The sequence below is a fragment of the Streptomyces sp. NPDC026394 genome (assembly GCF_055567735.1).
In genome coordinates this window covers 1-21351 of record NZ_JBVHPX010000035.1, presented here as the reverse complement: position 1 = coordinate 21351, position 21351 = coordinate 1, and the positions used below count along the sequence as shown (strand labels likewise).

Here is a 21351-nt window from a genome sequence, read left to right as displayed (position 1 = left end):
CCCCGTCGGCTCAGTCCTTCAGGCTGTAGAAGCGGATCGGCGAGTTCGGCTGGAAACCGATACGCGGATACACCGGGGCCCCGGCGGCGGTCGCGTGCAGAACGGCGCGAGTCAGGCCGGTGGCCCGGGCACCCTCGTACAGCGCCTTGCGGGTGACCGCCTCGCCGTACCCCCTGCGCTGCCACTGCGGATCGGCGGCGACGAGTAGGACGAACAGGCGGCCCTCCGCTTCGACGGTGGCGGCGCACGCCACCGGTACGTCACCTCGCATGCCCAGGTAGGCGTACACGCCGTTCTTCCAGAGCGCGGACCCGGCGAGGCCGTCGCGGCCCTCTTCCACGGGGAAACCGTAGGCGCGGGAGTTGATGTCCGCGTAAGCCCGTACCTGCTCCTCGGTGCTCACGCGCGTGAACGTCAGCTCGGGGTGCGCAGGTTCCGGGACGGGCAGCAGGTCTCCGGCCATGCCCGTACCGGGGAAGGCGTACTGCAAGCCCGCCTGCTCCGCCGCCGTCTCCACGGCGGAGCGGGCCTCGCCGTCGAGAAGGTCTTCGAAGAGCCACAGGAAGCCCGGGTGCTTCTTCGCGCGCATGATGTCCGCTGCCTGGCCCAAGCGGTGTCCGAGAGTCTCCGCCCCTACGCCAACGTCGGTCAAGGTGACGCAGTTCCAGAACGCGAAGCGGCAGTCCGCCCAACGGACGGCGATACCCGGGAGGTCGCGTACGTCCGCGTCCGCGTCGCGGTCGAGCACCATGGAGCGCCAGACCACGGTGAGCTGGCGTGCCGATTCGACGGACTCCGTGAGGTTCTCGGTCACCGTACCCCCTGAATTGTTGAGTGCGTACAGGCACTTGACCAAGTGGTGGACGACTCCGTGCCTGCCGGTCAGTGGGACTCTACTGGCGACACGGCGGCACGACGACACGGTGTCCCGGTCTTCCACCGAGGGGACGGAGGAAACGCGGCCGCGGGTGGCGGGGTCACTTGGATTCGAGGTGTCCCAGCGGGTGGTCGCCGGTGAGAACCGTTCGGGCGTTGTTCCAGTCAGTGCGGTCGATTCCGGTGACGTGGCGCAGGTAGGCGAGGGTGGTCTGCTGGACGAGGGCGACCCGGTCGGGGTTCTCGTCGGTGGTCTCCGCTGCCTGGTAGCCGGAGATGCCGCCGAGGAAGTGCTCGCCGCCGTGGACGGTCAGGAGGCTCTTGTCGCCGCGGCTGAGGGTGTAGGGGTCGGCCGTCCAGGCCGGGCCCCGGGTGGAGAACGGGAGGTCGTCCTTGTCTCCCGCGACGACGAGGCCGGGGGCGGTGATGTGGGAGAAGTCCTGACCGCGCAGCCAGGGAAGGTTGGCGTGGGCGAAGGGGGTCAGTTCGTCACCGCCCCTGCCTGCCGTGGCCAGTTGGATGCTGGCCATGACCCGGGAATCGGACAGGTTCTCGGCGGTGCCGGTCTGCGGGTCCGTGACGCGCAGACCCACCAGGATGCCGGCGGTCTGGCCGCCGAAGGAGTGCCCGGCCGCGACGATGCGGCTGTGGTCGACGCGGCCTTCCAGACCCGGCACGCTCCTGACCAAGGTGGTGAGCTCGTCGAGGACGCGCCGCATGTCCTGTACGCGGTAGCGCCATATCCGGGGCCGGCGAGGGTCATCGGCCGGCAGGTCGAGCCGCTTGGAGTCCAGGTGGGTGGCTTGGACGACGACAAAGCCGCCGGATGCCCAGTGATCGACCAGCGGGGCGTAGCCGTCCAGGTCCGAGCCGAAGCCGTGGGCGAAGAGCACGACGGGCAGGCTGGTGCCGGTGGTGGGGGCCGTGACGCGGACATGCAGGTCCGCGCCGCGCCACGGTGCGCTCAGCACGAGCGGCTTGACGGATACCGTCGCTGTGGGGGCGGGGCCGGTGAGGCCGGTGGTGTGGTGCGTGTTCATGCGGGGGTCTGCCTTTCAGGGAGCAACGGGCCGGGGCAGGTGGAGAAACGCGTGCGGCGTCGAGGTGACCGAGGGCGTCCCGGCCGTACAGCGGCACACCGAGGTGGTGACGGACAGGACCTCCGTGCCCACGCCGCCGGCGTCCCGGCGGGCACGTGAGCTACGGTAAAACTTGACGTTGACGTGAAAGGCAAGTGCGTGTGCCGCAGATCACGCAGAAGGGGGCGGAAATGCGGATCGGGGAACTCGCCCGCCGCACGGGCGTCACTACCCGGGCCCTGCGGTACTACGAGGAACAGAACCTGCTCACCGCCGAGCGCAGCAGCAGCGGCCAGCGCCGCTACACGGAAACCGCCGTCGACCGCATCCACCTCATCCGCCAGCTCTACGCCGCCGGACTGAGCAGCAAGGTCATCGCCGAGCTGACGCCCTGCGTCATCGACGGCAAAGCCACCCCTGAACTCCTCCAGCGCCTGGCCGCGGAACGTGACCACCTCGACCGGCGCATCGCGGATCTCACCCACACCCGGGACAGGCTCGACTCCGTCATCGACGGCGCCTCGTCCCACCTGCACACCGGCGCCCCCTGCCCACGAGACGCGCACACATAGGCCGGCGCCGACTCCCTTCGGGGCAGGGCCGTTCGCCGATATTCGGTCCCCCAGCGAAGGCGCGTGCGAAAACCTTGCGCCTGATTGGCGCGCCCGTGGCGGCGAGATGCTTCCCGGTGGTCAGCCCGTCCCCTCAGGGGGCGGCTCCGGCGGTTCGGCGGTGACGGCGCGGACGGTGTCCCGGAGCCAACGCTGCCCCGGGTCGCCGTCGAGGCGCGGGTGCCAGGCCGTCTGGTAGCGCAGCGGGCGGATCTCCTCGGGAGCGGGCAGGATCCCGATCCCGGTGTCCGGGCGCTGCTGAGCGAGCAGCCTCGCGGGCAGGGTGAGGGCCGGGGACGCGCGGGCCGCGACCGGGTGATGCCGATCCTCGACAGCGCGGAATCCGGCGCGGACGGGAAGTGACGCCCACCGCGTCAACGCCGACAACGTCCCCGGGACAACAGTCCAGGCGGAGGGGCCTGTGCCGCCGTGCCCGGCGGGCGGTCAGGCGGCGAGGTAGTCGTGGACCGGCTCGGCGGGGGCGAGGGTGAGGTCGGTCAGGATGTGGCTGGCGTCGACGACCTCGCGTACGGGCAGGTCGGCCAGGGGTGCCATGACGTGCTCGAAGAGCTGGAGGCGGGCCGGGCCGTGCCAGGCTTCCTTCACGGTGATGTCGGTGATCCGCATACGGACCAGGTCGCAGACGCGGGGCCTGAAGTCGTAGCCGGGGACTGTCTTGACGGCGAAAGTGGGCACGGTGATCTGGCTGCGGGCCTCCTCCGGGTCGAGCGGCTGCCACTTGTAGGCCATGGTGGCGGTGGCCACACGCTCGCTGCCGTAGTCGAGGGTCCCGACGAGGGCGCCGCGCTCGTGGCGCAGCGCGGGCTCGCCCGCGACCTTCGGATAGGCGCTCAGTTCGCGCCCGGCGGCGGTGGCGCCGAAGGAGTCCAGGTACATGACGTGCAGGTACTCGCCCTGCTCGGCTCCGTGACGTACCGGGATGACCTGGCCGCACTCCGTGTACGGCCCGAAGCCGTCCACCTCGCCCATGCGCATGACCTCGAAGCGGACCAGAGGCTCGGTGATCTCCAACGGCTCCGGGACCACGGCGCGCAGGGCGTCCGGATCGGTGCGGTAGACGACGTTGAAGTACTCGCGGTCGGTGAAGCGGGTGGGGCGCGGGGGGTAGAGCGGGACGGTCAGGGGGGTGGTCACTGCGGCGGTCACCTGGTCGGCGCGCATGGGGTTGCTCCTTCACCGGGGCGCGAGGGGCGCCCCTTCAGTTGCATACACGGTGTATCGGATACACACTGTATCGAGAAGTTGGGTGGTGCATCCACCCGCGTTCCGGCCCCGCGCCCCTCCCGCGGCGGGGCCACGAGACAGGAGCAGTCATGAGCTTCACCCCTCCCGCCCGCCACCAGGACCGGCCGGTCGCCGTCATCGGCGCGGGCACGCTCGGCCGCCGTATCGCCTTGATGTTCGCCACCCGGGGCGGCCTGGTCCGCATCTACGACCCGGCCGCCGAAGCGGGCGAGGCGGCCTGTGCCTATGTGGCCCGCGAGCTGCCCGAGGTGGTGAAGACGATCGACGGCGGCCGTCCCGGTACCGTCGAGGCCGTGACCGACCTGGCACCCGCCCTCGCGGACGCCTGGCTGGTCATCGAGGCCGTACCGGAGCGCCTGGACCTGAAGAAGCGCCTCTTCGCGGACCTGGACGCGCTCGCCGAGCCGGACGCCGTCCTGACCAGCAATTCCTCGTCCTACGCGACGAGCCACCTCGTCGACAGCGTGCACACCCCCGAGCGTCTGCTGAACCTGCACTTCTACATGCCGCCCCGGCAGAACGCCGCCGACGTGATGTCCTGCGGTCACACCGACCCCGATGTCGTCGCACTGCTGCTGAAGGTGCTGCCCGACTACGGCATCCACCCGTTCGAGGCCCGCCGGGAGAGCACCGGCTTCATCTTCAACCGCGTCTGGGCCGCCATGAAGCGGGAATGCCTCGCGGTGGTCGCCGAAGGTGTTTCCACCCCGGCGGACATCGACCGCATGTGGCAGGTCAACACGGGTGCCGCGGCCGGTCCGTTCCGCCTGATGGACGCCATCGGTCTGGACGTCGTCCTGGACATCGAGAACCACTACGCCGCCGAACGCCCCGGGCTGCCCGAAGGGCCCCGCGAGCTGCTGCGGGAGTACGTGGACGCGAACCGCCTCGGCGTCAAGACCGGTGCCGGCTTCTACGACGACTACCCGCGACAGGGCTGACGGCAGGCCCGGAACGGGCGGGCGCGTACCCTTCGGGAGGAACCATCACCTCCAGGGAGCGGTACGTGCCCAAGTCACCCACCAAACGCCGGCCGGCCACCGTCGCCGCACTCACCGACAGCGCGCTCGTGCTCTTCGCCGAGCGCGGCTTCCACGCCACGTCGATCAGTGACATCGTCCAGCAGGCCGGACTGACCCGCGGCGCCTTCTACTCGAACTTCCGGGACAAGGAAGAACTCTTCCTGGCCCTGTACGACACGCACACCGACCGGCTTCTGTCCCAACTCCGGGAGCAGGTCGAGACGTTCACGAACGACGCCGACCCGGTGGCGCGCGTCTTCGACCTCCTGGCCACGCATGACGCGCAGGAGCGCTCCTGGTTCCTGGTCTCGATGGAATTCACCCTGCACGCGGCGCGCCACCCGGAGATCGCGCGCGCCCTGGCCGAACACGAAGAGCGCCTCAACACCGGCCTGGCCGAGATCCTGGGCCGCTGCCTCGCGTCCTCCGGACAAGCCCCCGACGTCTCCTCCACCGCCCTCGCCCGCCTGGTCGTGGCGCTCTACGAGGGCCTCACCGCCATGCGCGTCACCCACACGACCACCGACGCCGACCCCGCTCCCTTGGCCCGCCGCGTCCTGCCCCATCTGGTCCGTGCCCTGGGGGCATCGCAGGAGTGACGGCGGCTGCGGTCCGTCCGCAGCCGTTCCCGGCCGACGTCGCTCAGGCCGTCCCCTCCCGCGCCCAGGCGCCAGGCGTTCGCGAGAACGAGCGGGGGAGGGGAGTCGAACTGCTCCGGCTCCGCGACCGACGGACCGCTACTTGCTCTTCCCCGCTTCGCCTTCGGCTCCCTGGGCGGCGCCCTCCGTGCTCTTGTCGAGGATGGCGAAGTCGACCGTCACCTGGTCGTCCTGCACTTCGGTGACGGAAATCGTCATCGACTTCGGCCGGCCCTTGTAGACGGCGGTGCACCGGACACTCTCCGCCTCCTTCGCCCGCAGCCCGCTCGGGCAGCTCACCGAATCCGGCTCCTCGCCGCGGAAGGGATGGCCCTTGGCGTTCTCCTCCACGTCCGCGCGCGGCACCTCGTGCCCGGCCCCGCTCGCGGTGAGGACCGCCCCGCCGTTGTTCGTGTTCAGGCTCAGGGCGATTCCGCCGCCTGCCGCCAGTACGACAATCACGGCCAAGGCGATGATGATGCGCTTCATACGGTGTTCCTCGAATTTCGTTCCGGCCGGTTCTGCCCGGCTGTTCTTCCTCACCCGTCCGTCCTCACCCGCAGTGCGGAACCAACGGGTGGTATGTCCCCTCGACCGCCTCGCCGGCATCGCATGTGAAGGTGGCGGCGCCGATCCGCGCGTGGCGTTGGCGACGCCGCTTCCGGCGGGGCGGACTTGCTGCCGGTGGACTGGGACGAGGCCGAGGAGTGCCGGGCACTGGACGCAGGCGAAGAGGCAGCGGAGTCCGCTGAGCCGGAAGCACCCGCCGCCACGGAATCCTGCCCGCAGGCCGTGGCCCCCGGACCCGGCGCCGTGGCGACGACGGCGGCGGCGATCCGGTGGCCGGTGCGGCCACGGAATCGGCGGGCGGCGGTGTGCATCGTGTTCTCCTGTTGCGCTGTTCCCTCGTCTCGCTCCCGGACGAAAGACAGCTTCGAAGATCACGTTGGCGTTCCACTAACGGACGGCTAATGCGGCGTAGCAGCGCGCATCCGTGGTGAATCCGGTTCCGGTTCCGTTCCGTTTTCGATTCCGGTCCGTCGGTCGTCGGCCGCCGCTATCGGCGGGGGAGCCCCTGGAAGAGAAAGCCGGTCTCCATCGCGGGGAACGCCAGGTCATGCGTCAGGGACATACGGGAACTTCCCGGCTCTGCCCAGTATGTGTAATTGAACGACTTCCGCAACGTTGCCAGTACGCCCGCTTCCTCCTCCATGATTTTCTCGTCGCAGCCGCGGTGCGAGGAGAGGGCCACGTCGTGGAAGAAGACGTGCAATCCGGAGAACGTGGCCCGGGCGGTGAAGTCGTTGCAGCCGAGTTTGCCGCTCACCTCGCCGTTCTTGTGGAAATCGAAGTACATCCGGTCGCCGGCGGCGAATTCCGGACCTTGGCTGTCGTAGGCCGTGACGGTGCTGAGTTTCCACCGGGTCGTGAAGAAGGTGTCGCTCCTGGCTTGCACGAGGGTGATGTCGTCGCCCTGTTGGTTCTTGAGATGCAGCTCCACCTCGCCTTGCGTGTTGGGCCGCTCCAAGGACAGTGAGAGATTCCCGCGGAGCGCTCCTTGCACCTGCTTCTCGAAGCGCGTCAGCTTCAGTCGGTCGTGTCCGCTGTGCGGAGCGCACGGTCCGGACCCGGCCAGTGGAGGGGCCGCGGAGGGGGCGGGACGAGGGGTCAGTTTCTCGCCCAGCGTGAGCCGGGTGGCCGACACCTCGGCTTTCAGACGGAACGGCGTACAGCCGTAGTCACCCGAGGCGGTGCCGTCGCCGTGCAGCGCGATCCACGCACGCGCCTCGGACGGCAGGTTTTCCTCCTGGCCGTCGAACGTGACCTCCCGAAACCGCCAGACGCCTTCCGCCAGCAGCCCGCCCGCGCCGGCCGGTCGCTGCTCTGCGGGAAACGCGGGCGCCGCGAGGTCTCCCGGCGCGCCGTCACCCTCCACACCACCGCCGCATGCGGAGAGGGTGAGGAGCGCCGCCAGTGTGGCAGCAGGGACGAGAGCCAATCTTCGGGACACCTTCATGCTTATCGGGACGCTTGGGTGACATGTCCGGTTCCGACTCCCATCGCGTCCCTTCCGGGCGCGGCCGACGGCCTGCCAGTCCTCCCCGCGGCGGCCATGAGGCCGCCACGGGGAAGGGACTGTTTCGGCAGGTGGTTCGATCAGTGCGGTGTCACGGCCCGGCCCGAAGGGCCCTTCGGCACCATCAGCCTGCTGGTGCCGAAGCTCACCACCACCAGCGCGACAGCGACCCAGAAGGCGATCTGAACCGCGTGCAGGGCGGCGGAAGGGCCCCCGGAAACAGCGTAGTTGAGGTACACGCTGCCCAGGACGGCCACTCCGAGCGTGGCTCCGAGCTGCTGTACGGCGTTCAGCAGTCCGGCGGCCGACCCGATCTCCTGAGGTTGCAGCGGCTCCAGGGCGATGGTGAAGAAGGCGGGGCCGAAGAGGCCGACGCCCAGGCCGATGAGACCCAGCGCGAGCAGCAGCGGCTTGGGGTAGGCCGTGACGTCCGCCGTTCGGTACACGGCGATGGCGGCCAGCGCTCCGGCCAGGAGTACGCCGAGACCGATGGACATGGTGTGGTGCCTGTAGCGCCGCACCAGGCGGGCGCCGGCCAGCCACGACGCGATGGCCAGACCGACCGACCACGGGACGAGTGTCAGCCCCGCGTCGAGCGCGTCGGTGCCGAGTCCCAGCTGAAGGTGCAGCACGATGACCATCATCAGACCGTTCGTCACGGCGAAGAACGCCGCCGACGTCACCAAGGCGGCAGGAAAGCTCCGCCGCGCGAACAGGCTCGACTCCACCAGCGGACTGCGGCCGCCCGCAGCCGCCCGTCGCTGGTGCAGTCCGAACAGGATCATCACCAGCAGACCGGTTACGACGGCTCCCCAGCTCCACCCTGGCAGCGTGGCGATGTCTCCCCCGATGAGGGGATGGACGACGAGCCCGGTACCGACCATGGCCAGAAGCGTGCCGGTCAGGTCGAGTGTGGGCCGTTTCGGAGCGCGGGCCTCCGGCATCTTGGGGGCGATAACCAGTACGGCGAGGGACACCGGGACGTTGACCAGGAACGCCGCGCGCCACGACGAGCCGAACAGGTCGGCATGGGTCAGCACACCACCGAGCACCGGACCGCAGACGGCGGCCAGGCCCATCACGGGGCCGATGCTGCCCAGCGCCTTGGACATCTCGTCGCCGGAGAACATGGTCTTGATCAGACCGATGGTCTGAGGGATGATCACGGCCGCCGCGGCTCCCTGAACCGCACGGAAGGCGATCAGGAGACCCGCCGAGGGTGCGAGAGCACAGGCGGCGGACGCGAGCATGAAGCCGGTGACGCCGATGACGAAGATCCGCCGCCGGCCGGCGATGTCGCCCAGTCGGCCACCGGTGATCAGCAGCACCGCGAACGGGAGGGTGTAGGCCGTCGTGAACCACTGGATGTCGGACACCGTCCCTCCGAGCTCGGCGTGGATCGCGGGCGCGGCGACCTGAACGATGGTCGCGTCCAACAAGTTCATGGCCTCACCGAGCAGCAGGGCAGCGAGCGCCGGCCACCGCCATCGGTGCGCCGCTGCGGGACTCGGCGCGAGCACGTGCTCAACGGTCATCGGAGGTCCTTCCCATCATGATCACGGTCGGTACGCCGGTACGCCGGTACGCCAGCTCGTCGCCTCGTCCTGTGAACCGGGACGCCCTGGGAAAAACAGGGAGGGCACCGAGCTCGGCCCCGGACAGAGTGGAGGTAGGGAAGCGGCGCCCCCCAGTCAGAGCGCCGGGAAAGGGGATTCCTGTCGTCGTAGGGGCCTTACGCTGCGAATTCCCACGCGCAAGCCTGTTGTGAGGCCCGTTCCCGACATCGCTCCGACTCTGGAGGCGTCAACCCGGCGCGGCGCGCGGGGTGTTAGCCGCGTGTTAGCGGAGTGGCAGCTTCACGCCAGGGGCCCTGGCCAGAGTGGGTGACGTACCGAGGAGTCAACGGCATCGTCTGCCCTGGGGGACCCGAAATGAGCACGAAGTTGAGCACGGAAACAGGCACGGAAGCAGGCACGGAGACTGGTACGGAAACAGGCACGGAGACAGGCACGGGCTTGAGCATGAAGTTGAGCACGAACACTTCGCGTACCGCCCGTCGTCGCACGCTGCGCGTCGCAGCCGCGGCCCTGACCGTGGCCGCCGGTCTGGCCTTGACAGCCTGTTCCGGGGCGGATGCCACCGGTACGAAGGGGCCGGGGCAGACGGATACGGGTGCGGCCGCCGCGGAGCCCGGCGGTTCGGGCTCCGGTGCCGAGGCGGGAGACGCGGGCAAGCAGCCGGGCAGTGAGAATGCCGCCCGGGGCGGCAAGGCGGGCTCGGGTGTCCAGCGCTGCCACACCTCCGGACTCAAGGCAGCCTTCGCCACCGGCGAGGACGCGGTCCCGGACCCGGACGCGGACGGGGGCACGACCACCAGCATCGTGCTGACCAACACCAGCGGCCGCACCTGCAAGATCGGCGGGTTCGCCGGTGTGGACCTCACACCGGACGGGGGCGGCCCGAGCTGGTCCCTGGCCCGGTCGGCCGCCAAGCACGGCTCGATCGTCCTGGGCCCTGGCGACAGCACCGACTTCACGATCAACCTGGGGATGGCGAAGGAGAACGAGGAAGGCTCCTGGAAGCCCGCCACCGTGGCCGTCACCCCGCCCGACGAGACCACCGCGTTGACCCTGAAGTGGCCCTGGGGCCCGCTCGTCCACCAGGACGGTGCCACTCAGCCGGCCACCTTCGTCCATCCCATCGGCTGACCGCCACCAGCGGTTCCCCGTCGGCGCCCCCGCCTGACGGAACGAGCTGATGCGGTCGTTCCAGGAGTCGCCGACGTAGGCGAGCCGTGGCCTTGGCGGTCACAGGGGCCGGCATTGCCACGGATCCGGACCGGCGGCTTGAGCAGGAGTCGTCGCAGTGGCGTCCGGACGAGAGCATGCTCTCGCCCGGAGGATGTTCAGGAAGGCGGTGGGCTGTCCAGGAGCACCGTTCCGTAGTGTCCGAGGATGTCGGTGTGTTCGGTGTCGCTGCGCGCGTCGGCGGGGCCGATCGCGTGGAAGTACCCCTCGATGGCTCCGGGGTTGTTGATGACGAGGATGTCGGCGGTCGGTGTGATGGTCTGGAACGTGTGGGGGGTGAACCGGGGGACGAAGATGTAGGCGCCCGGCTCGGCCTCGTGCACGTCGCACTTGGCGAGTGAGGGCGAGCCGACCCAGTACCGCACGCGGCCGGACAGGATGACGAAGCTCTCGTCCTCCCGGCTGTGAGTGTGCAGGGGCGGTGCGTCTTCGGGCCGCGCGGTCTGCCTCATGACGGTGACCGCGCCGCCCGTCTCGGCGTTGGACACGACCTGCTCGATCACGCTTCGGTAGTAGCGGAAGTTCTGACCGTCGCCCGGATTGCGTACGAGGGCAAAGCTCATGGAGTCCTCCTGCACCTTGGCTCGTTCTTGCGCCTCCTGGCGGGTGGTGCCGTACTGACGTGAACACCGGGTGCCAACGCGTTAATCCGTGGCGGTCGTTGGGCCGGCGTCGGAGAATCGGCGCATGACCTCGCCCCTCACCCCGCCGCTCGGCCTGACCGTACGCCCGGCGACGCTCGACGACGCGGCGGCGGTGTGCGCGCTGCTCAACGAGATCGACCTGCTGGAGGTGGGCCGCGCCGACACCGACCTGAGCGAGGTGCAGGCGGACCTCAAGCACCCCGAAGCGGACCTGGAGCACGACTCCTGGCTGATGTACGACGCGGGGCGGCTGATCGCGTACGGCCTGCTGTGGGACGAGTCCGGCGGCGAGCGCATCGACATGGATCACTACGTCCTGCCCGGCAGACTGCCGGGCGCCCTGCACCTGTACGACCTGATGGAGGCGCGGGCCGTACAGCGAGCGGCCGCCAACGGCGCGGCACGAGCGGTGATCCACCTGCACCTCAACACCGCGCCCACCATGGACCTCGACGCGCTCCGCCGACGGGGCTGGCGTACGGTGCGCCGCTACAACGTACTGAACCGGACCCTGTCCACCGCCACCGACCGGCTGCCGACCCCGCCGCCCGGCGTGGCCTTGCGCCCCTGCCGCACCGAGGCCGACCGCCGGTGCGCCCACGCGCTGCTCCAGGAGACGTTCGCCAGCCACTTCGACTTCCAGCCCCGGACGTACGAACAGTGGCTGGACGACATCGACGCCGACCGCGCGGACTGGTCGCTGATATGGATCGCGCGGGTGGACGGCCTCGGCGACGCCGCGGTGCTGCGCACCCACGACGCCCGTGCCTCGATGGCCTGGATCGCACACCTCGGTGTCCTGGAGCGGGCCCGCGGCCAGGGGCTCGGCAGCCACCTCCTCCGCCACGCTTTCGGTCACTACGCGGAGCTGGGCCGGCACCTCATAGGTCTCGGCGTCGACACCGACAACAGCAGCGGCGCGCTCGCCCTTTACGAACGGCACGGGATGGTTCTCGACTTCGCCGTGGACACCTGGGAGCTGGTGCGCACCGTCTGAGCGAGGGCTGTCCTGGCCGGCGGCTGAGCCGCGGTGCAGGTGAGGAACCGCGACCAAGTGTGTGGCGTCGCCATCAGCATGCGAAGAAGAAGTGTGGACGCCGCCGGAGCAGGCTGCCTGCTGGCCTTTCTGGGGGCCTGCGTGGGATGCGGAGTATGGCTGTCCGGGGCCCGCGCCGGCCTCGGGGGAGGGTTCGAGGGCGAGCGGGAGTGGAGCCTGCTGTATGTCGAGCTGCCGGTGATGATGCTCGGCGTCCCGGCGCTCACGCTGGCGAGCTGGGCGTCTGTCCGAGCCGTCATGGGTGACCGGGGTGGTCGCAGGGTCCGGGTGGCGGTGTCTGTGGGGACCGCGGTGGCCGCGCTCGTGGTGCTGGGGCTGGCCTGCCTGGCCTGGTGGGCGGCCCGTGACGCCGGTCGTACGCCGATCTGACCAGAGGCGGGTGCCGGGCCGGGGTGCGGCGGTGAGCCGTGTTGTTCAAGAGCAGACACAAGTTCATGCCCCGCACATGTACAGGCCCGATGCCGGTAGCCCGGAGTGCACCCCGCGCCGTGATCTTCACCAACGACAGGGGACACCCCGTACAACTCGCGCATCCGGAGCCGCACATGGACCGCAGAGCCCTTCTCGCCGCGGGCGGTGGCACCGCCCTGGCGGCCGCCGCAAGCCTTCCGCAGGCATACGCCACTCCGCACCGAGACCCCGGGCGGGGCGCCGCCGTACGGTTCAACGTCATCAGCGACATCCAAGGGGACCTGCGCGACTTCGGCCGGGCCCTGGACGACATGGCGGCCGTCAACCCGCACAGCGCCGGTCTCGCCGTCGCGGGCGACATCACACCGCGCGGCTACGACGCCGAATACGCGCAGGTCAGCGCCGAACTGGCGCGCCACTCGCACCCGCACGAGGTGGCCTGGGCGATCGGCAACCACGAATTCTACGTACCGAAGTGGCGCGACCCCGGCACCCTGTCCCAGGACACCTGGCCCAACCACACCACCGAGGACTCCCTCTTCCGAAGCTTCCACCGCTTCGCCCGGCGCGGCACGGTCCACGCCGAAACCTCCTTCGGCGGTATCCCCGTGCTGACCCTCGGCACCGAGCGGTACGCGCACTACCACGATCCGAAGCTCTGGGACGAGGTCTGGATCAGTGACGCGCAGTTCACATGGCTGGAGGACCGCCTGTGGCACTGGTCGCGCCGCCGCAAGCCGGTCATGGTGATCACCCACCATCCCCTTCCCGACACGGTCTCCGGCACCCGCAACAAGCTCTACGCGAGCGACTACCTCCAGGCCGACCGCCTCCTGGGCCTGCTCGGCCGCCACCCGGACGTCTTCCTCTTCAGCGGCCACACCCACTGGGACCTGGAACTCTCCGACTGGGTGGTGCGCCGGGTCGTACCCGGTACCGCGAACCTGAGCGGGTTCACGGTGGTCAACACCGGTGCCGTCCAGACCGGTTACCGGGACGACGGCAAGGGTGGCGAAGTCTCCGTCGGCGGAACCTTCAACCAGGGTCTTCAGGTCGAGGTGCGCCGCGACGCGGTCGTCATCAAGGCCCGCGACTTCGCCCGCCGTGCCTGGCTGAAGGAGATCACCGTGCCGCTGGCGCGGTGAGCGGATGCCGGGCTCGGACGTTCCCAACTTACAGCCAAGCTGTTAGCCTGTCTGTAAGTTCTTCGAGAAGGGTCGGCCATGACATCCGAACGTCGTGCTCTTGAGATCGCCATCCTGGTGTGCCCCGGCTACATGCCGGTCGACATCATCGGGTTCCACACCGCCTTCGGCCTGCTGCCGGACGTGAACCTGCACCTCGTCTGGAAGAACCGGGACGAGATCGCCGGCATGCCGCACTTCCCCACCCGCGCGACGACCACCTTCGAGGACTGCCCCGCGGACCTCGACGTCCTGTACGCCGGTGCCGTGCCGCCGGAAATCTTCGAGGACGAGGACGTTCTCGCCTTCCTCGCCGACCGGGGCAGCCGGGCCACCTGGGTGGCCGGAGTGTGTGCCGGGTCGCTGCTGCTGGGCGCGGCGGGCCTGCTGCTCGGGTACCGCGCGACGACCAACTTCCAACTGCACGACAATCTCGTGCACTACGGTGCCGTGCCGGCGCGCGGCAACGTCGTGGAGGACCGCAACCGGATCACCGCCGGCCCGGCGACCGGAAGCTTCGGGATCGGGCTGCGGCTCCTCCAGGCATTCTTCGGCGACGACGTCGCACGGAAGTCGGAACTCATGATGGAGTACGCGCCCCGGCCCCCGTTCGGCGTGGGCACCCCGGAGCTGGCCGGCCCCGAACTCACCGAGCAGCTCCTTGCCGCGAGCGCCGACATGGGCGCCGTCTTCGCGCAGGTCGCGGAGCGGGCGGCCCGGCGGCTCGGCGTCCACGCGGAAACGGTGCAGGCGGCGGTGTAGCCGGGAGGGCGCGGTGCGGCTGCTGAGGGGAGATGCAGCCGAAGGGTGACGCAGGCGAGGGGGTGGTGCGGTGCGGCTGCACTCTTCGACTTCGCGCCGGAGGGTGCAGTCCGTCCGTTTCGCTGCCCCCGGAGTGCCCGGTACGGCAAGGTCGTACCACCGCCTCGGCCGTACGGCAGGGTGGGCCGGGGCGGACGAGGGCAAGGAGCGTGCGGTGGAAGAGAGCTGGACGGCCGACGAGTACGGGGCGTCGCACGAGGGAACGGTCAAGGTGCTCCTGGACGACGGCAGTACCGCCGAGCCCGTGTACTTCGACGCGGGTTCCGGGGGCTACGTACCGAGCTCCAGTCACTGGAGCATCTACGACGGGCGGAGCGCTCGGGCGCCGCGGGCGTCCGCGTTCCGGGCCACGTGCGCCTGCGGCTGGGTGGGGGCCAGTCATGTCCTCGACTGGGGCAAGGTCGGCGACCAGCCGTTGCGCACGGCCGCCGCCGCGGACGCGGACCGGTGCATGACGGACTGGGACCGACACATCATGGAGGTGGGCGAGTCGACCGTCCCGGTGCCCGAGCGGATCGCCGGGCTGCTGGAGACGCTTGAGGCGGAGGTCGAGCGGTACACCGAGGAGTCCCCGGTGGGGGCCGTCAAGATCGCCCGCCGTATGGAGATCTCCGCGGCCAATCTGGGGTACTGGGCGGCCCGCAAGGCCCGTGGCGCGATGTCCCCGGAGGAGGTGGCGACAGCTCTCGGGCTGAACTCCCGCCAGGCCGCGAGTCTGCTGGCCCGCTTCGGCCGGTGGAGTCCGTACGTCTGATCCTGCGGGCTGCGGGCTGCGGGCTGCGGGCTGCGGGTTACGGCTTACGGAGGTATTCGCGTTCCGTCCGGGGTCTTCGGGTGGGCAAGGGCGTGCGGCTTGACTTAGGTATGACGTCATACCTAAAGTGTCCGCATGACCGCCTCCCGTGCGTCCGGCCAGGACACCCACCGCATCGCCTCCGGGCTCGCGTCCGTCCTGCCCGCACTGCACCGGGCCCTTGACCGGCGGATCGTCCAGGACCTCCCGTTCCCCAGGCTTCCCGAGAGCCAGATCGCGCTGCTGCGGCACGTCGCCGAACACGACGGTGTCACCGTGCGCGCGGCAGCCGACGCGCTGCTCATCAAGCCCAACAACGTGAGCGCCCTGGTCACCCAGCTGGCTGCCCAGGGGCTGCTGGAGCGCAGGCAGGACGCGGCCGACAAACGGGTGGCGCACCTGCACCTGACGGCCAAGGCCCGGCGCCAGGTCGCCGAGGTCGACAACCTGGTGGACGGCTACCTCGTCGAGGCGCTGCACGCCCTCACCGACGGGGATCTCGACGCCATCGGGTCCGCTCTCGGCGCTCTCCAGGGACTGGCGCAGCGGATCCACCCTGCTGCGGACTGACGCCCCGGACCGACACCCGGGCCGGTGATCCGGGCCGTTGAACCCGATCAATGGCCAGGGCTGCCGGCCCGTCGTCGGCCGTCGGCTGTGCCGTGATCCTCGCCGTGCCGTGTTCCACGTCCCGGCAGTAGCCCGCAGCAGTCCGCAGTCGCCCGTAGCCGCGCACCCCTGTAGCACCACACACCTCCCCATTCACCCCCTTCGAAGAAGCAAGGCATCACCATGTCCTCCTCCGTCATGGGGCACTCACCCATGCCCACCCACGCGCCGCCCGCGCCGCCGGAACCGGCCCGGGGCCGCCGCGGTCACCCCTGGCTGACGCTCGTCGCGGTCGCCTTCGGCCTGTTCATGGTCGGTCTGGACGGTTCGGTCGTCTCGATCGCGAATCCGGAGATCGGCCGGGACCTGCACGCCTCCACCGCCGACCTGCAATGGGTCACCAACTCCTACCTGCTGGCCCTGGCCGCCACGCTGATCCTCGGCGGCAAGCTCGGTGACCGGTTCGGCCGGCGTACCTACTACCTGATCGGTGTCGCCGGTTTCGCCCTGGCGTCCGTCGCCATCGGCCTGTCCGGCTCGATCGAGGGCGTCATCGCCTTCCGCGCGGTGCAGGGCTTCTTCGGCGCACTGCTGATGCCCAACACGCTGGGCCTGCTGCGTGCGGCCTTCCCGCCGAAGAAGTTCGGTATGGCGGTGGGCATCTGGGCGATGGTGTCGTCCGTGTCCACGGCGCTCGGCCCGATCGTCGGCGGTCTGCTCGTCGAGCACGTCAACTGGGAGTCCGTCTTCTACATCAACGCCCCCATCGGCGTCGTGGCCCTGGTGTTCAGCGCGCTCGTCCTGCCGCAGAGCAAGAGCACGGCCGGCCGGCACCGTTTCGACATCCCGGGTGTCGTCCTCCTCGCGCTCGGCCTGCTCCTCGTCGTCTTCGGCGTCGTCAAGGGGGAGTCGTGGGGCTGGGGCGCGGGTTCGACCCTCGGCGTACTCGCGGCGGGCATCGTCGTGCTGCTGGCATTCGGCTGGTACGAGACGCGCCTCGGGCGACCGGCCCCGGCCTCCCCGGCCGGCGCGGCCGAGGAGCAGCGCGGCAACCCCATCCTGCCGATGCGGCTGTTCCGCAGCCCGGCGCTGACCATCGGTACGGTCATCACCGCCGTCAACTTCTTCGTCCTGCTCGGCGTGATCTTCTTCGTCATGCTCTACCTGCAGAACGTACGCGGCTTCACGCCCGTCGAAGCCGGGGTGCGCACCCTGCCGCTGAGCCTGGCCTCCGTGGTCGCCTCGCCGCTGGGGGCGAAGCTCACCGAGCGGTTCGGTGCCCGGCTGTCCATGCCGCTGGGCATGGTGCTGCAAGCGGGTGCCTCCTTCGGCATCCTCGGCTGGGGGGTGCACTCCTCGTACGCCGCCATGTGGCCGCCGTTCATCGCGCTCGGTCTCGGCGTGGGGATGGTGATGGCCGCCTCCTCCGACGCGATCGTCGGCAACGCGCCGGTCAGTGACGCGGGGGTGGCCGGGGGACTGCAGGCCACCGCCCTCCAGGTCGGCGGCGCGCTGGGCACCTCCGTGCTGATGTCCCTGATCAGCAGCAGGGTCGGCGCCACTCTGACGGACGAGCTGGCCTCGGCCGGTGTCCCCGCCCCCGTCGCCGCGCGGATGCACGAGGCCAAGGACGCGGTCGCGATGGGGGTGTCGCCGGTCGGCGACGGCATGCCGCACCAGTTGAAGTCCGCGGTGGTCGAGGGCAGCGGCCAGGCATTCGTCAACGGTGTGCACACCGCGGCCCTCGTCACCGGTGTGCTGTGCGTGATCGGCGCGGTGCTCGCCGCGGTCGGCGTCCGACGCGATCCGCAGGCGCCCGCCGGGCACTGAGAACAGCGGACCGGCCCGGCCGGGGCGCCTGTTCTGCACAGGCGCCCCGGCCGGGCCGTTGTCCGCGTTGGCGGCCGGGCGACGGCCGCCCCTGCACCCACCCGCTATGTCTGCGGGACGTCCTTGACGAACACGAGCCCGTCGGTGTCCGCCAGGTGGGCCGGATCGAGCGGGGCGTAGCCGAACCAGGGGGAGACGCGGGCAGCGGGCGGCGTGTCACCGAGCACGGTGGCCAGCCGGGAAGCGTCAACGACGTAGCGGTCCTCCGGGAGCGTGTACAGCAGCCCTTCGACGGTGTCGGCCGGCGGGGTGCCCACCTCGCGGTGCCGCATCGAGCCGAGGGCCGTGGCCAGGACGGCGTACTCCTCGCCCAGGCGGGCGCTCACGATCGCGCCGGCGCTCCACCACTCCAGCAGGGGGTGGTCCCACATGCGCATCGAGCTCTTGTGCCGCTGGAGGTGGGCGTTGTGGGCGTGGACCAGGGCGGGGCCCCGGTCGGCGAGGGCGAGGAGGTTGTCGGCCATCATCTGGTCCCGTATGCCCAACAGGTGCGTCATGCGGCTCGGGGACGTGTCGGCCATCCAGAAGTGGTAGCGGAGCAGGCCGGTGGCGGTGCGCCCGTACAGGCAGGCCCGGTCCCAGGCATCCCGTGAGGTGGCCGCGATCAGGTGTGGTGTGTGGGCGTGCAGCAGCGCTTCCAGGTCGTCGGCGAGCAGCCGCAGTTCCCTGGCCTCGGGCGACCGGCCCACGGACCGCGACGGGTCCGTCATCACGGCGGGGTCGGTCCACCGTTCGTCGGTGCCGAGGAGCTGGTCGAGTGCTTCCGCCGTGCAGGGGAGCAGGTCCGGGTCCACCCAGGTGGCGAGGTAGCCGTGGAGGGCGGTGAGGACCTGCCGGGGGCTCGCGGCGCCGGTGATCTCCAGCGGGCCGTCGAAACCGGCGAAGCGCAGCTGCCCCGACGCCGTCCGGCCGGCGTTGTACGCCCGTGCCCACCGTACGAGTTCACGGTTGGCCGTGGACGCGCCGAACCCGTGGCTGAAGCCGCGTTCCATGACGTCGTCGAGCGTGCCGGTGCCCGCGGTGACGTAATCGTCCACGATCAGGCCTGCCACGCAGTCGCTCTCGATCGCGATGGTGCGGTACCCCTCCTGTTCGACCAACTGCCGGAAGAGGTCGTTGCGCAGGTCGAGCAGTGGGCCCTCCCCGTGGGTGGGCTCGCCCAGGGCGAGCAGTCGCGGCCGGGCCGGGAGCAGCCGCATGACGGCGGCGGCTTCGACGGCATGGACGGTGTCCTTGATGTCGGATGCCATGCCTTCAACGGTATCGTTGAACCTTCGGTTGAAGCTTTTGCTCTCTAGCGGCGGGAAAATGGGAAAGAACCTTCAAAACGAGGGGCGTCTCAGGCCGATCGACCTGGCCCGCGCGCACGGCCTGTCCACGCAGGCCGTCAGGAACTACGAGGAGGGCGGCATCCTTCCGGCCGCGGACCGCACACCGCACGGCTACCGCGCCTACACCCCCCTGCACGCACTGGCCCTCCGCGCGTTCCTCGCCCTGTTGCCCGGCCACGGCCACCAGGTGGCGGGGTCGATCCTGCGGGCGGTGAACCGGGGCGAAGCCGACGAGGCGTTCCGTCTCATCGACGCGAGCCACGCCCAGCTCCTCGAAGACCGGCGCACCCTCCAGGCTGTCGAGAGCGCCATCCGCGACCTGACGCGGGCCCCGGCATCCGAGGCCGACGCGGCGTCGGAGACCGGCAGCACATTCATCGGGCCGCTGGCAGTGAAGCTGGGCATCCGGCCCGCGACGCTCCGCAAGTGGGAGAACGCCGGACTGGTACGACCGCGCCGCGACCAGCTGACCGGCTACCGCGTCTACGACGCGTCCGACGTACGGGACGTCCGCCTGGTCCACCAGCTCAGGCGGGGCGGCTATCTGCTGGAACAGATCGCCCCGCTGATCGACCAGGTGCGGGCGGCGGGCGGGCTGGAGCCGCTGGAAGGCGCCCTGCGTGACTGGCAGGGGCGCCTGTCCGCCCGGGCCCGCGCGATGCTGACCGGGGCCGCGGAGTTGGAGGCGTACCTCCGCAAACGCGGATGAACGGCCGGGGCCGACGGCCGGATCGGACCCGGCGGACTGCTCGGGCCGCTGTCCGTTACGTCCGCGGCGAAGAACGGTCCGCCGCCGTCGCCCCGGGGCCGTCTTCGCCGGAGACCGTGCGCAGGTCGGTGTGCCAGTCCAGTTGAGCGATCAAGGCGTCGTCGCCAGGACGCTGCGGTGCCGGTGACGGTGCCGAGCCGCTGCGCGGGGGAGTGCGGGTACCGCGCGAAATCTGCCCGCTGACGGTGATGTTGTGCTCGACGCGAGGGCGGCGGCACGCCTCGTAGAGGGCGAGAGCGCGCTCCGCGTCGGGTGTGTCCCGTAGGGACTTGGCCAGGATGACGGCGTCCTCCAAGGCCATGGACGCGCCTTGGCCCGTCGCCGGTGATGCCGCGTGCGCGGCATCACCGATGATCAGCGTCCGCCCGGAGTGCCAGGGGGTGCCGGGCGGGATCTCGGTGGCGTTCGTGGCCATGATGCCGTCCGTGGAGGCGGCGACGATGTCCGCGGCGGGCGTGGCGCCCGCGCGCAGCAGGGCGACCAGTTGCTCACGCCGGCGCAAGGGGGCGGGGCCTGCGGGTTCCTCGGCGGGAAGGGCCTCGGTGGCGACCCGGGCGAACCAGTACGTCTCCCGGTCCGGTGAGACCGCGTAGCCGAAGGACGCGTTGCTGCCCCGCACCATGGTGATGTGGCCGGTCTCTTCCGCCACCGGCGCGCTGCGGGTGTAGCCGTAGAAGACGCGCTGCCCCGCCGGGACGGGGGCCACGCCAGGGGCGATCGACCGTCGAAGGGTCGAATGCACCCCGTCCGCGCCGACGAGCAGATCACCGGTGGCGACGCTGCCGTCCGCGAACCGCGCGGACACCTGGTGCGGCCCGTCCTCGAAGGACACCAGCCGCGCTCCGTGCACGATCCTGATGCCCCGGCGGACGGCCTCGGCCTGCAGCGCAGCGTTCAACTCGCCGCGACGCAGGCACCGGTACCGCAGGAGCGCGTCGTCGGCCTCTCCCATCGGCGCGTGCGCCACCTCGCCGCCCCGGTCGTCGAGAAGACGCAGGGAACGCAGCGGAAAGCCGATCGAGGTGACCGCGGCCGAGGCGCCGAGCTGCGCCAACGCGCGCATACCGTTGCTGGCCAGGGTCAGGAAGGCCCCGATGTCCTCGGCCGTGTCGGGCTGCGCCTCGTGCACGACGACGTCGAATCCCGCCTTGTGCAGCGCCAGCGCGGTTGCCGTGCCGGCGATGCCGCCACCGATGACCAGTATGCGTTCCACGAATTACTCCGCTCTTCTGTGCGGGTTCCATTCTGCGTCAAGTCTGCGTCCGGCCCGGGCCTGTTCCGGGGCCGGCTCGGGACCAGCCCCGTTCCGGCTGTTCCTCCGGAGCAGGGTGGCGGGGGGGGGGGGGGGGGGACCCCCCCCCCCCCCCCCCCCCCGGGGGGGGGGGGGGGGGGCGCGCCCGGGGCCGCGGGGGGGGGGGGCCCCCCCCCCCCCCCCCGCGCGCCCCCCCCCCCCCCCCCCCCGCAC

At 70.6% G+C, this 21351-nt stretch carries 22 protein-coding genes; 12 read left to right on the top strand and 10 right to left on the bottom strand.

The window, feature by feature from the left end:
* Positions 1-10 precede the first annotated feature (10 nt).
* Positions 11-751, bottom strand: coding sequence for a GNAT family N-acetyltransferase (locus ACZ4QV_RS39795; protein ID WP_361638666.1), 741 nt, complete (start codon positions 749-751; stop codon positions 11-13).
* 226 nt (positions 752-977) lie between these two features.
* The gene (locus ACZ4QV_RS39790; RefSeq protein ID WP_361591418.1) at positions 978-1916 is read right to left on the bottom strand and encodes an alpha/beta hydrolase family protein; all 939 of its coding nucleotides are present in this window, start codon (positions 1914-1916) and stop codon (positions 978-980) included.
* Positions 1917-2146: 230 nt separating this feature from the next.
* On the opposite strand from ACZ4QV_RS39790, the gene ACZ4QV_RS39785 reads away from it, so the two are divergent.
* Complete coding sequence (locus ACZ4QV_RS39785; protein WP_361154904.1) at positions 2147-2527, top strand: MerR family transcriptional regulator; 381 nt, start codon at positions 2147-2149, stop codon at positions 2525-2527.
* Positions 2528-2647: 120 nt separating this feature from the next.
* Here ACZ4QV_RS39785 and ACZ4QV_RS39780 read toward each other — a convergent pair whose 3' ends face one another.
* Both ACZ4QV_RS39780 and ACZ4QV_RS39775 read right to left on the bottom strand, forming a co-directional pair.
* Positions 2648-2944 carry a hypothetical protein gene (locus tag ACZ4QV_RS39780; RefSeq protein ID WP_467764272.1) on the bottom strand — a complete coding sequence of 99 codons (297 nt, stop codon included), beginning with the start codon at positions 2942-2944 and terminating at the stop codon, positions 2648-2650.
* Positions 2945-3010: 66 nt separating this feature from the next.
* Positions 3011-3748 (bottom strand): acetoacetate decarboxylase, encoded by a 738-nt coding sequence (locus ACZ4QV_RS39775; RefSeq protein ID WP_361638628.1) that lies wholly within the window; start codon positions 3746-3748, stop codon positions 3011-3013.
* A 152-nt stretch (positions 3749-3900) separates the two neighbouring features.
* Between ACZ4QV_RS39775 and ACZ4QV_RS39770 the strand changes: the two genes are divergently transcribed.
* Both ACZ4QV_RS39770 and ACZ4QV_RS39765 read left to right on the top strand, forming a co-directional pair.
* Positions 3901-4773, top strand: a complete 873-nt coding sequence (locus ACZ4QV_RS39770) for a 3-hydroxyacyl-CoA dehydrogenase family protein (RefSeq protein WP_467764271.1) — start codon at positions 3901-3903, stop codon at positions 4771-4773.
* 65 nt (positions 4774-4838) lie between these two features.
* Complete coding sequence (locus ACZ4QV_RS39765) at positions 4839-5453, top strand: TetR/AcrR family transcriptional regulator (protein ID WP_361154898.1); 615 nt, start codon at positions 4839-4841, stop codon at positions 5451-5453.
* 138 nt (positions 5454-5591) lie between these two features.
* Here ACZ4QV_RS39765 and ACZ4QV_RS39760 read toward each other — a convergent pair whose 3' ends face one another.
* The 3 genes from ACZ4QV_RS39760 to ACZ4QV_RS39750 all read right to left on the bottom strand — a co-directional run bounded on the left by ACZ4QV_RS39760 (position 5592) and on the right by ACZ4QV_RS39750 (position 9104).
* Positions 5592-5981 (bottom strand): DUF4333 domain-containing protein, encoded by a 390-nt coding sequence (locus tag ACZ4QV_RS39760; RefSeq protein ID WP_361154896.1) that lies wholly within the window; start codon positions 5979-5981, stop codon positions 5592-5594.
* Positions 5982-6549: 568 nt separating this feature from the next.
* Positions 6550-7491 (bottom strand): META domain-containing protein, encoded by a 942-nt coding sequence (locus ACZ4QV_RS39755; RefSeq protein ID WP_467764270.1) that lies wholly within the window; start codon positions 7489-7491, stop codon positions 6550-6552.
* Between the two features lie 158 nt (positions 7492-7649).
* Complete coding sequence (locus ACZ4QV_RS39750) at positions 7650-9104, bottom strand: MFS transporter (protein WP_467764269.1); 1455 nt, start codon at positions 9102-9104, stop codon at positions 7650-7652.
* Between the two features lie 486 nt (positions 9105-9590).
* Here ACZ4QV_RS39750 and ACZ4QV_RS39745 point away from each other — a divergent pair, with 486 nt between their 5' ends.
* Positions 9591-10277, top strand: coding sequence for a DUF4232 domain-containing protein (locus ACZ4QV_RS39745; protein ID WP_467764268.1), 687 nt, complete (start codon positions 9591-9593; stop codon positions 10275-10277).
* Between the two features lie 197 nt (positions 10278-10474).
* On the opposite strand, the gene ACZ4QV_RS39740 is transcribed toward ACZ4QV_RS39745, so the two are convergent.
* A complete protein-coding gene (locus ACZ4QV_RS39740) occupies positions 10475-10939 on the bottom strand; it encodes a cupin domain-containing protein (RefSeq protein ID WP_467764267.1) in 465 nt (154 codons plus the stop codon).
* A 124-nt stretch (positions 10940-11063) separates the two neighbouring features.
* Between ACZ4QV_RS39740 and ACZ4QV_RS39735 the strand changes: the two genes are divergently transcribed.
* The 7 genes from ACZ4QV_RS39735 (at position 11064) to ACZ4QV_RS39705 (ending at position 17726) form a co-directional block, all read left to right on the top strand.
* Positions 11064-12017 carry a GNAT family N-acetyltransferase gene (locus ACZ4QV_RS39735; protein WP_467764266.1) on the top strand — a complete coding sequence of 318 codons (954 nt, stop codon included), beginning with the start codon at positions 11064-11066 and terminating at the stop codon, positions 12015-12017.
* Positions 12018-12110: 93 nt separating this feature from the next.
* Positions 12111-12446, top strand: coding sequence for a hypothetical protein (locus tag ACZ4QV_RS39730; protein ID WP_361879739.1), 336 nt, complete (start codon positions 12111-12113; stop codon positions 12444-12446).
* Between the two features lie 176 nt (positions 12447-12622).
* Positions 12623-13633: a metallophosphoesterase family protein gene (locus tag ACZ4QV_RS39725; RefSeq protein WP_467764265.1), complete on the top strand. Its 1011-nt coding sequence runs from the start codon at positions 12623-12625 to the stop codon at positions 13631-13633.
* 78 nt (positions 13634-13711) lie between these two features.
* A complete protein-coding gene (locus tag ACZ4QV_RS39720) occupies positions 13712-14434 on the top strand; it encodes a DJ-1/PfpI family protein (RefSeq protein ID WP_467764264.1) in 723 nt (240 codons plus the stop codon).
* Between the two features lie 214 nt (positions 14435-14648).
* On the top strand, positions 14649-15248 hold the full coding sequence (locus ACZ4QV_RS39715) for a hypothetical protein (protein ID WP_467764263.1): 600 nt from the start codon (positions 14649-14651) through the stop codon (positions 15246-15248).
* Positions 15249-15383: 135 nt separating this feature from the next.
* Positions 15384-15857, top strand: coding sequence for a MarR family winged helix-turn-helix transcriptional regulator (locus ACZ4QV_RS39710; RefSeq protein ID WP_467764262.1), 474 nt, complete (start codon positions 15384-15386; stop codon positions 15855-15857).
* 222 nt (positions 15858-16079) lie between these two features.
* Positions 16080-17726: an MFS transporter gene (locus ACZ4QV_RS39705; RefSeq protein WP_361154874.1), complete on the top strand. Its 1647-nt coding sequence runs from the start codon at positions 16080-16082 to the stop codon at positions 17724-17726.
* 104 nt (positions 17727-17830) lie between these two features.
* Here ACZ4QV_RS39705 and ACZ4QV_RS39700 read toward each other — a convergent pair whose 3' ends face one another.
* Entirely contained in the window at positions 17831-19036 is a 1206-nt protein-coding gene (locus ACZ4QV_RS39700; RefSeq protein ID WP_467764261.1) for an erythromycin esterase family protein, read from the bottom strand.
* A 58-nt stretch (positions 19037-19094) separates the two neighbouring features.
* Here ACZ4QV_RS39700 and ACZ4QV_RS39695 point away from each other — a divergent pair, with 58 nt between their 5' ends.
* Positions 19095-19826: a TioE family transcriptional regulator gene (locus tag ACZ4QV_RS39695; RefSeq protein ID WP_467764260.1), complete on the top strand. Its 732-nt coding sequence runs from the start codon at positions 19095-19097 to the stop codon at positions 19824-19826.
* Between the two features lie 55 nt (positions 19827-19881).
* On the opposite strand, the gene ACZ4QV_RS39690 is transcribed toward ACZ4QV_RS39695, so the two are convergent.
* A complete protein-coding gene (locus ACZ4QV_RS39690) occupies positions 19882-21099 on the bottom strand; it encodes an FAD-dependent oxidoreductase (protein ID WP_467764259.1) in 1218 nt (405 codons plus the stop codon).
* Positions 21100-21351 lie beyond the last annotated feature (252 nt).

Excerpts from the sequence above, each read along its gene's own strand:
- ACZ4QV_RS39795 (WP_361638666.1), bottom strand. The coding sequence starts at position 751 with ATGGTGCTCGACCGCGACGCGGACGCGGACGTACGCGACCTCCCGGGT.
- ACZ4QV_RS39790 (WP_361591418.1), bottom strand. The coding sequence starts at position 1,916 with ATGAACACGCACCACACCACCGGCCTCACCGGCCCCGCCCCCACAGCG.
- ACZ4QV_RS39785 (WP_361154904.1), top strand. The coding sequence starts at position 2,147 with ATGCGGATCGGGGAACTCGCCCGCCGCACGGGCGTCACTACCCGGGCC.
- ACZ4QV_RS39775 (WP_361638628.1), bottom strand. The coding sequence starts at position 3,748 with ATGCGCGCCGACCAGGTGACCGCCGCAGTGACCACCCCCCTGACCGTC.
- ACZ4QV_RS39770 (WP_467764271.1), top strand. The coding sequence starts at position 3,901 with ATGAGCTTCACCCCTCCCGCCCGCCACCAGGACCGGCCGGTCGCCGTC.
- ACZ4QV_RS39760 (WP_361154896.1), bottom strand. The coding sequence starts at position 5,981 with ATGAAGCGCATCATCATCGCCTTGGCCGTGATTGTCGTACTGGCGGCA.
- ACZ4QV_RS39750 (WP_467764269.1), bottom strand. The coding sequence starts at position 9,104 with ATGACCGTTGAGCACGTGCTCGCGCCGAGTCCCGCAGCGGCGCACCGA.
- ACZ4QV_RS39745 (WP_467764268.1), top strand. The coding sequence starts at position 9,591 with ATGAAGTTGAGCACGAACACTTCGCGTACCGCCCGTCGTCGCACGCTG.
- ACZ4QV_RS39740 (WP_467764267.1), bottom strand. The coding sequence starts at position 10,939 with ATGAGCTTTGCCCTCGTACGCAATCCGGGCGACGGTCAGAACTTCCGC.
- ACZ4QV_RS39735 (WP_467764266.1), top strand. The coding sequence starts at position 11,064 with ATGACCTCGCCCCTCACCCCGCCGCTCGGCCTGACCGTACGCCCGGCG.
- ACZ4QV_RS39725 (WP_467764265.1), top strand. The coding sequence starts at position 12,623 with ATGGACCGCAGAGCCCTTCTCGCCGCGGGCGGTGGCACCGCCCTGGCG.
- ACZ4QV_RS39720 (WP_467764264.1), top strand. The coding sequence starts at position 13,712 with ATGACATCCGAACGTCGTGCTCTTGAGATCGCCATCCTGGTGTGCCCC.
- ACZ4QV_RS39710 (WP_467764262.1), top strand. The coding sequence starts at position 15,384 with ATGACCGCCTCCCGTGCGTCCGGCCAGGACACCCACCGCATCGCCTCC.
- ACZ4QV_RS39705 (WP_361154874.1), top strand. The coding sequence starts at position 16,080 with ATGTCCTCCTCCGTCATGGGGCACTCACCCATGCCCACCCACGCGCCG.
- ACZ4QV_RS39700 (WP_467764261.1), bottom strand. The coding sequence starts at position 19,036 with ATGGCATCCGACATCAAGGACACCGTCCATGCCGTCGAAGCCGCCGCC.
- ACZ4QV_RS39695 (WP_467764260.1), top strand. The coding sequence starts at position 19,095 with ATGGGAAAGAACCTTCAAAACGAGGGGCGTCTCAGGCCGATCGACCTG.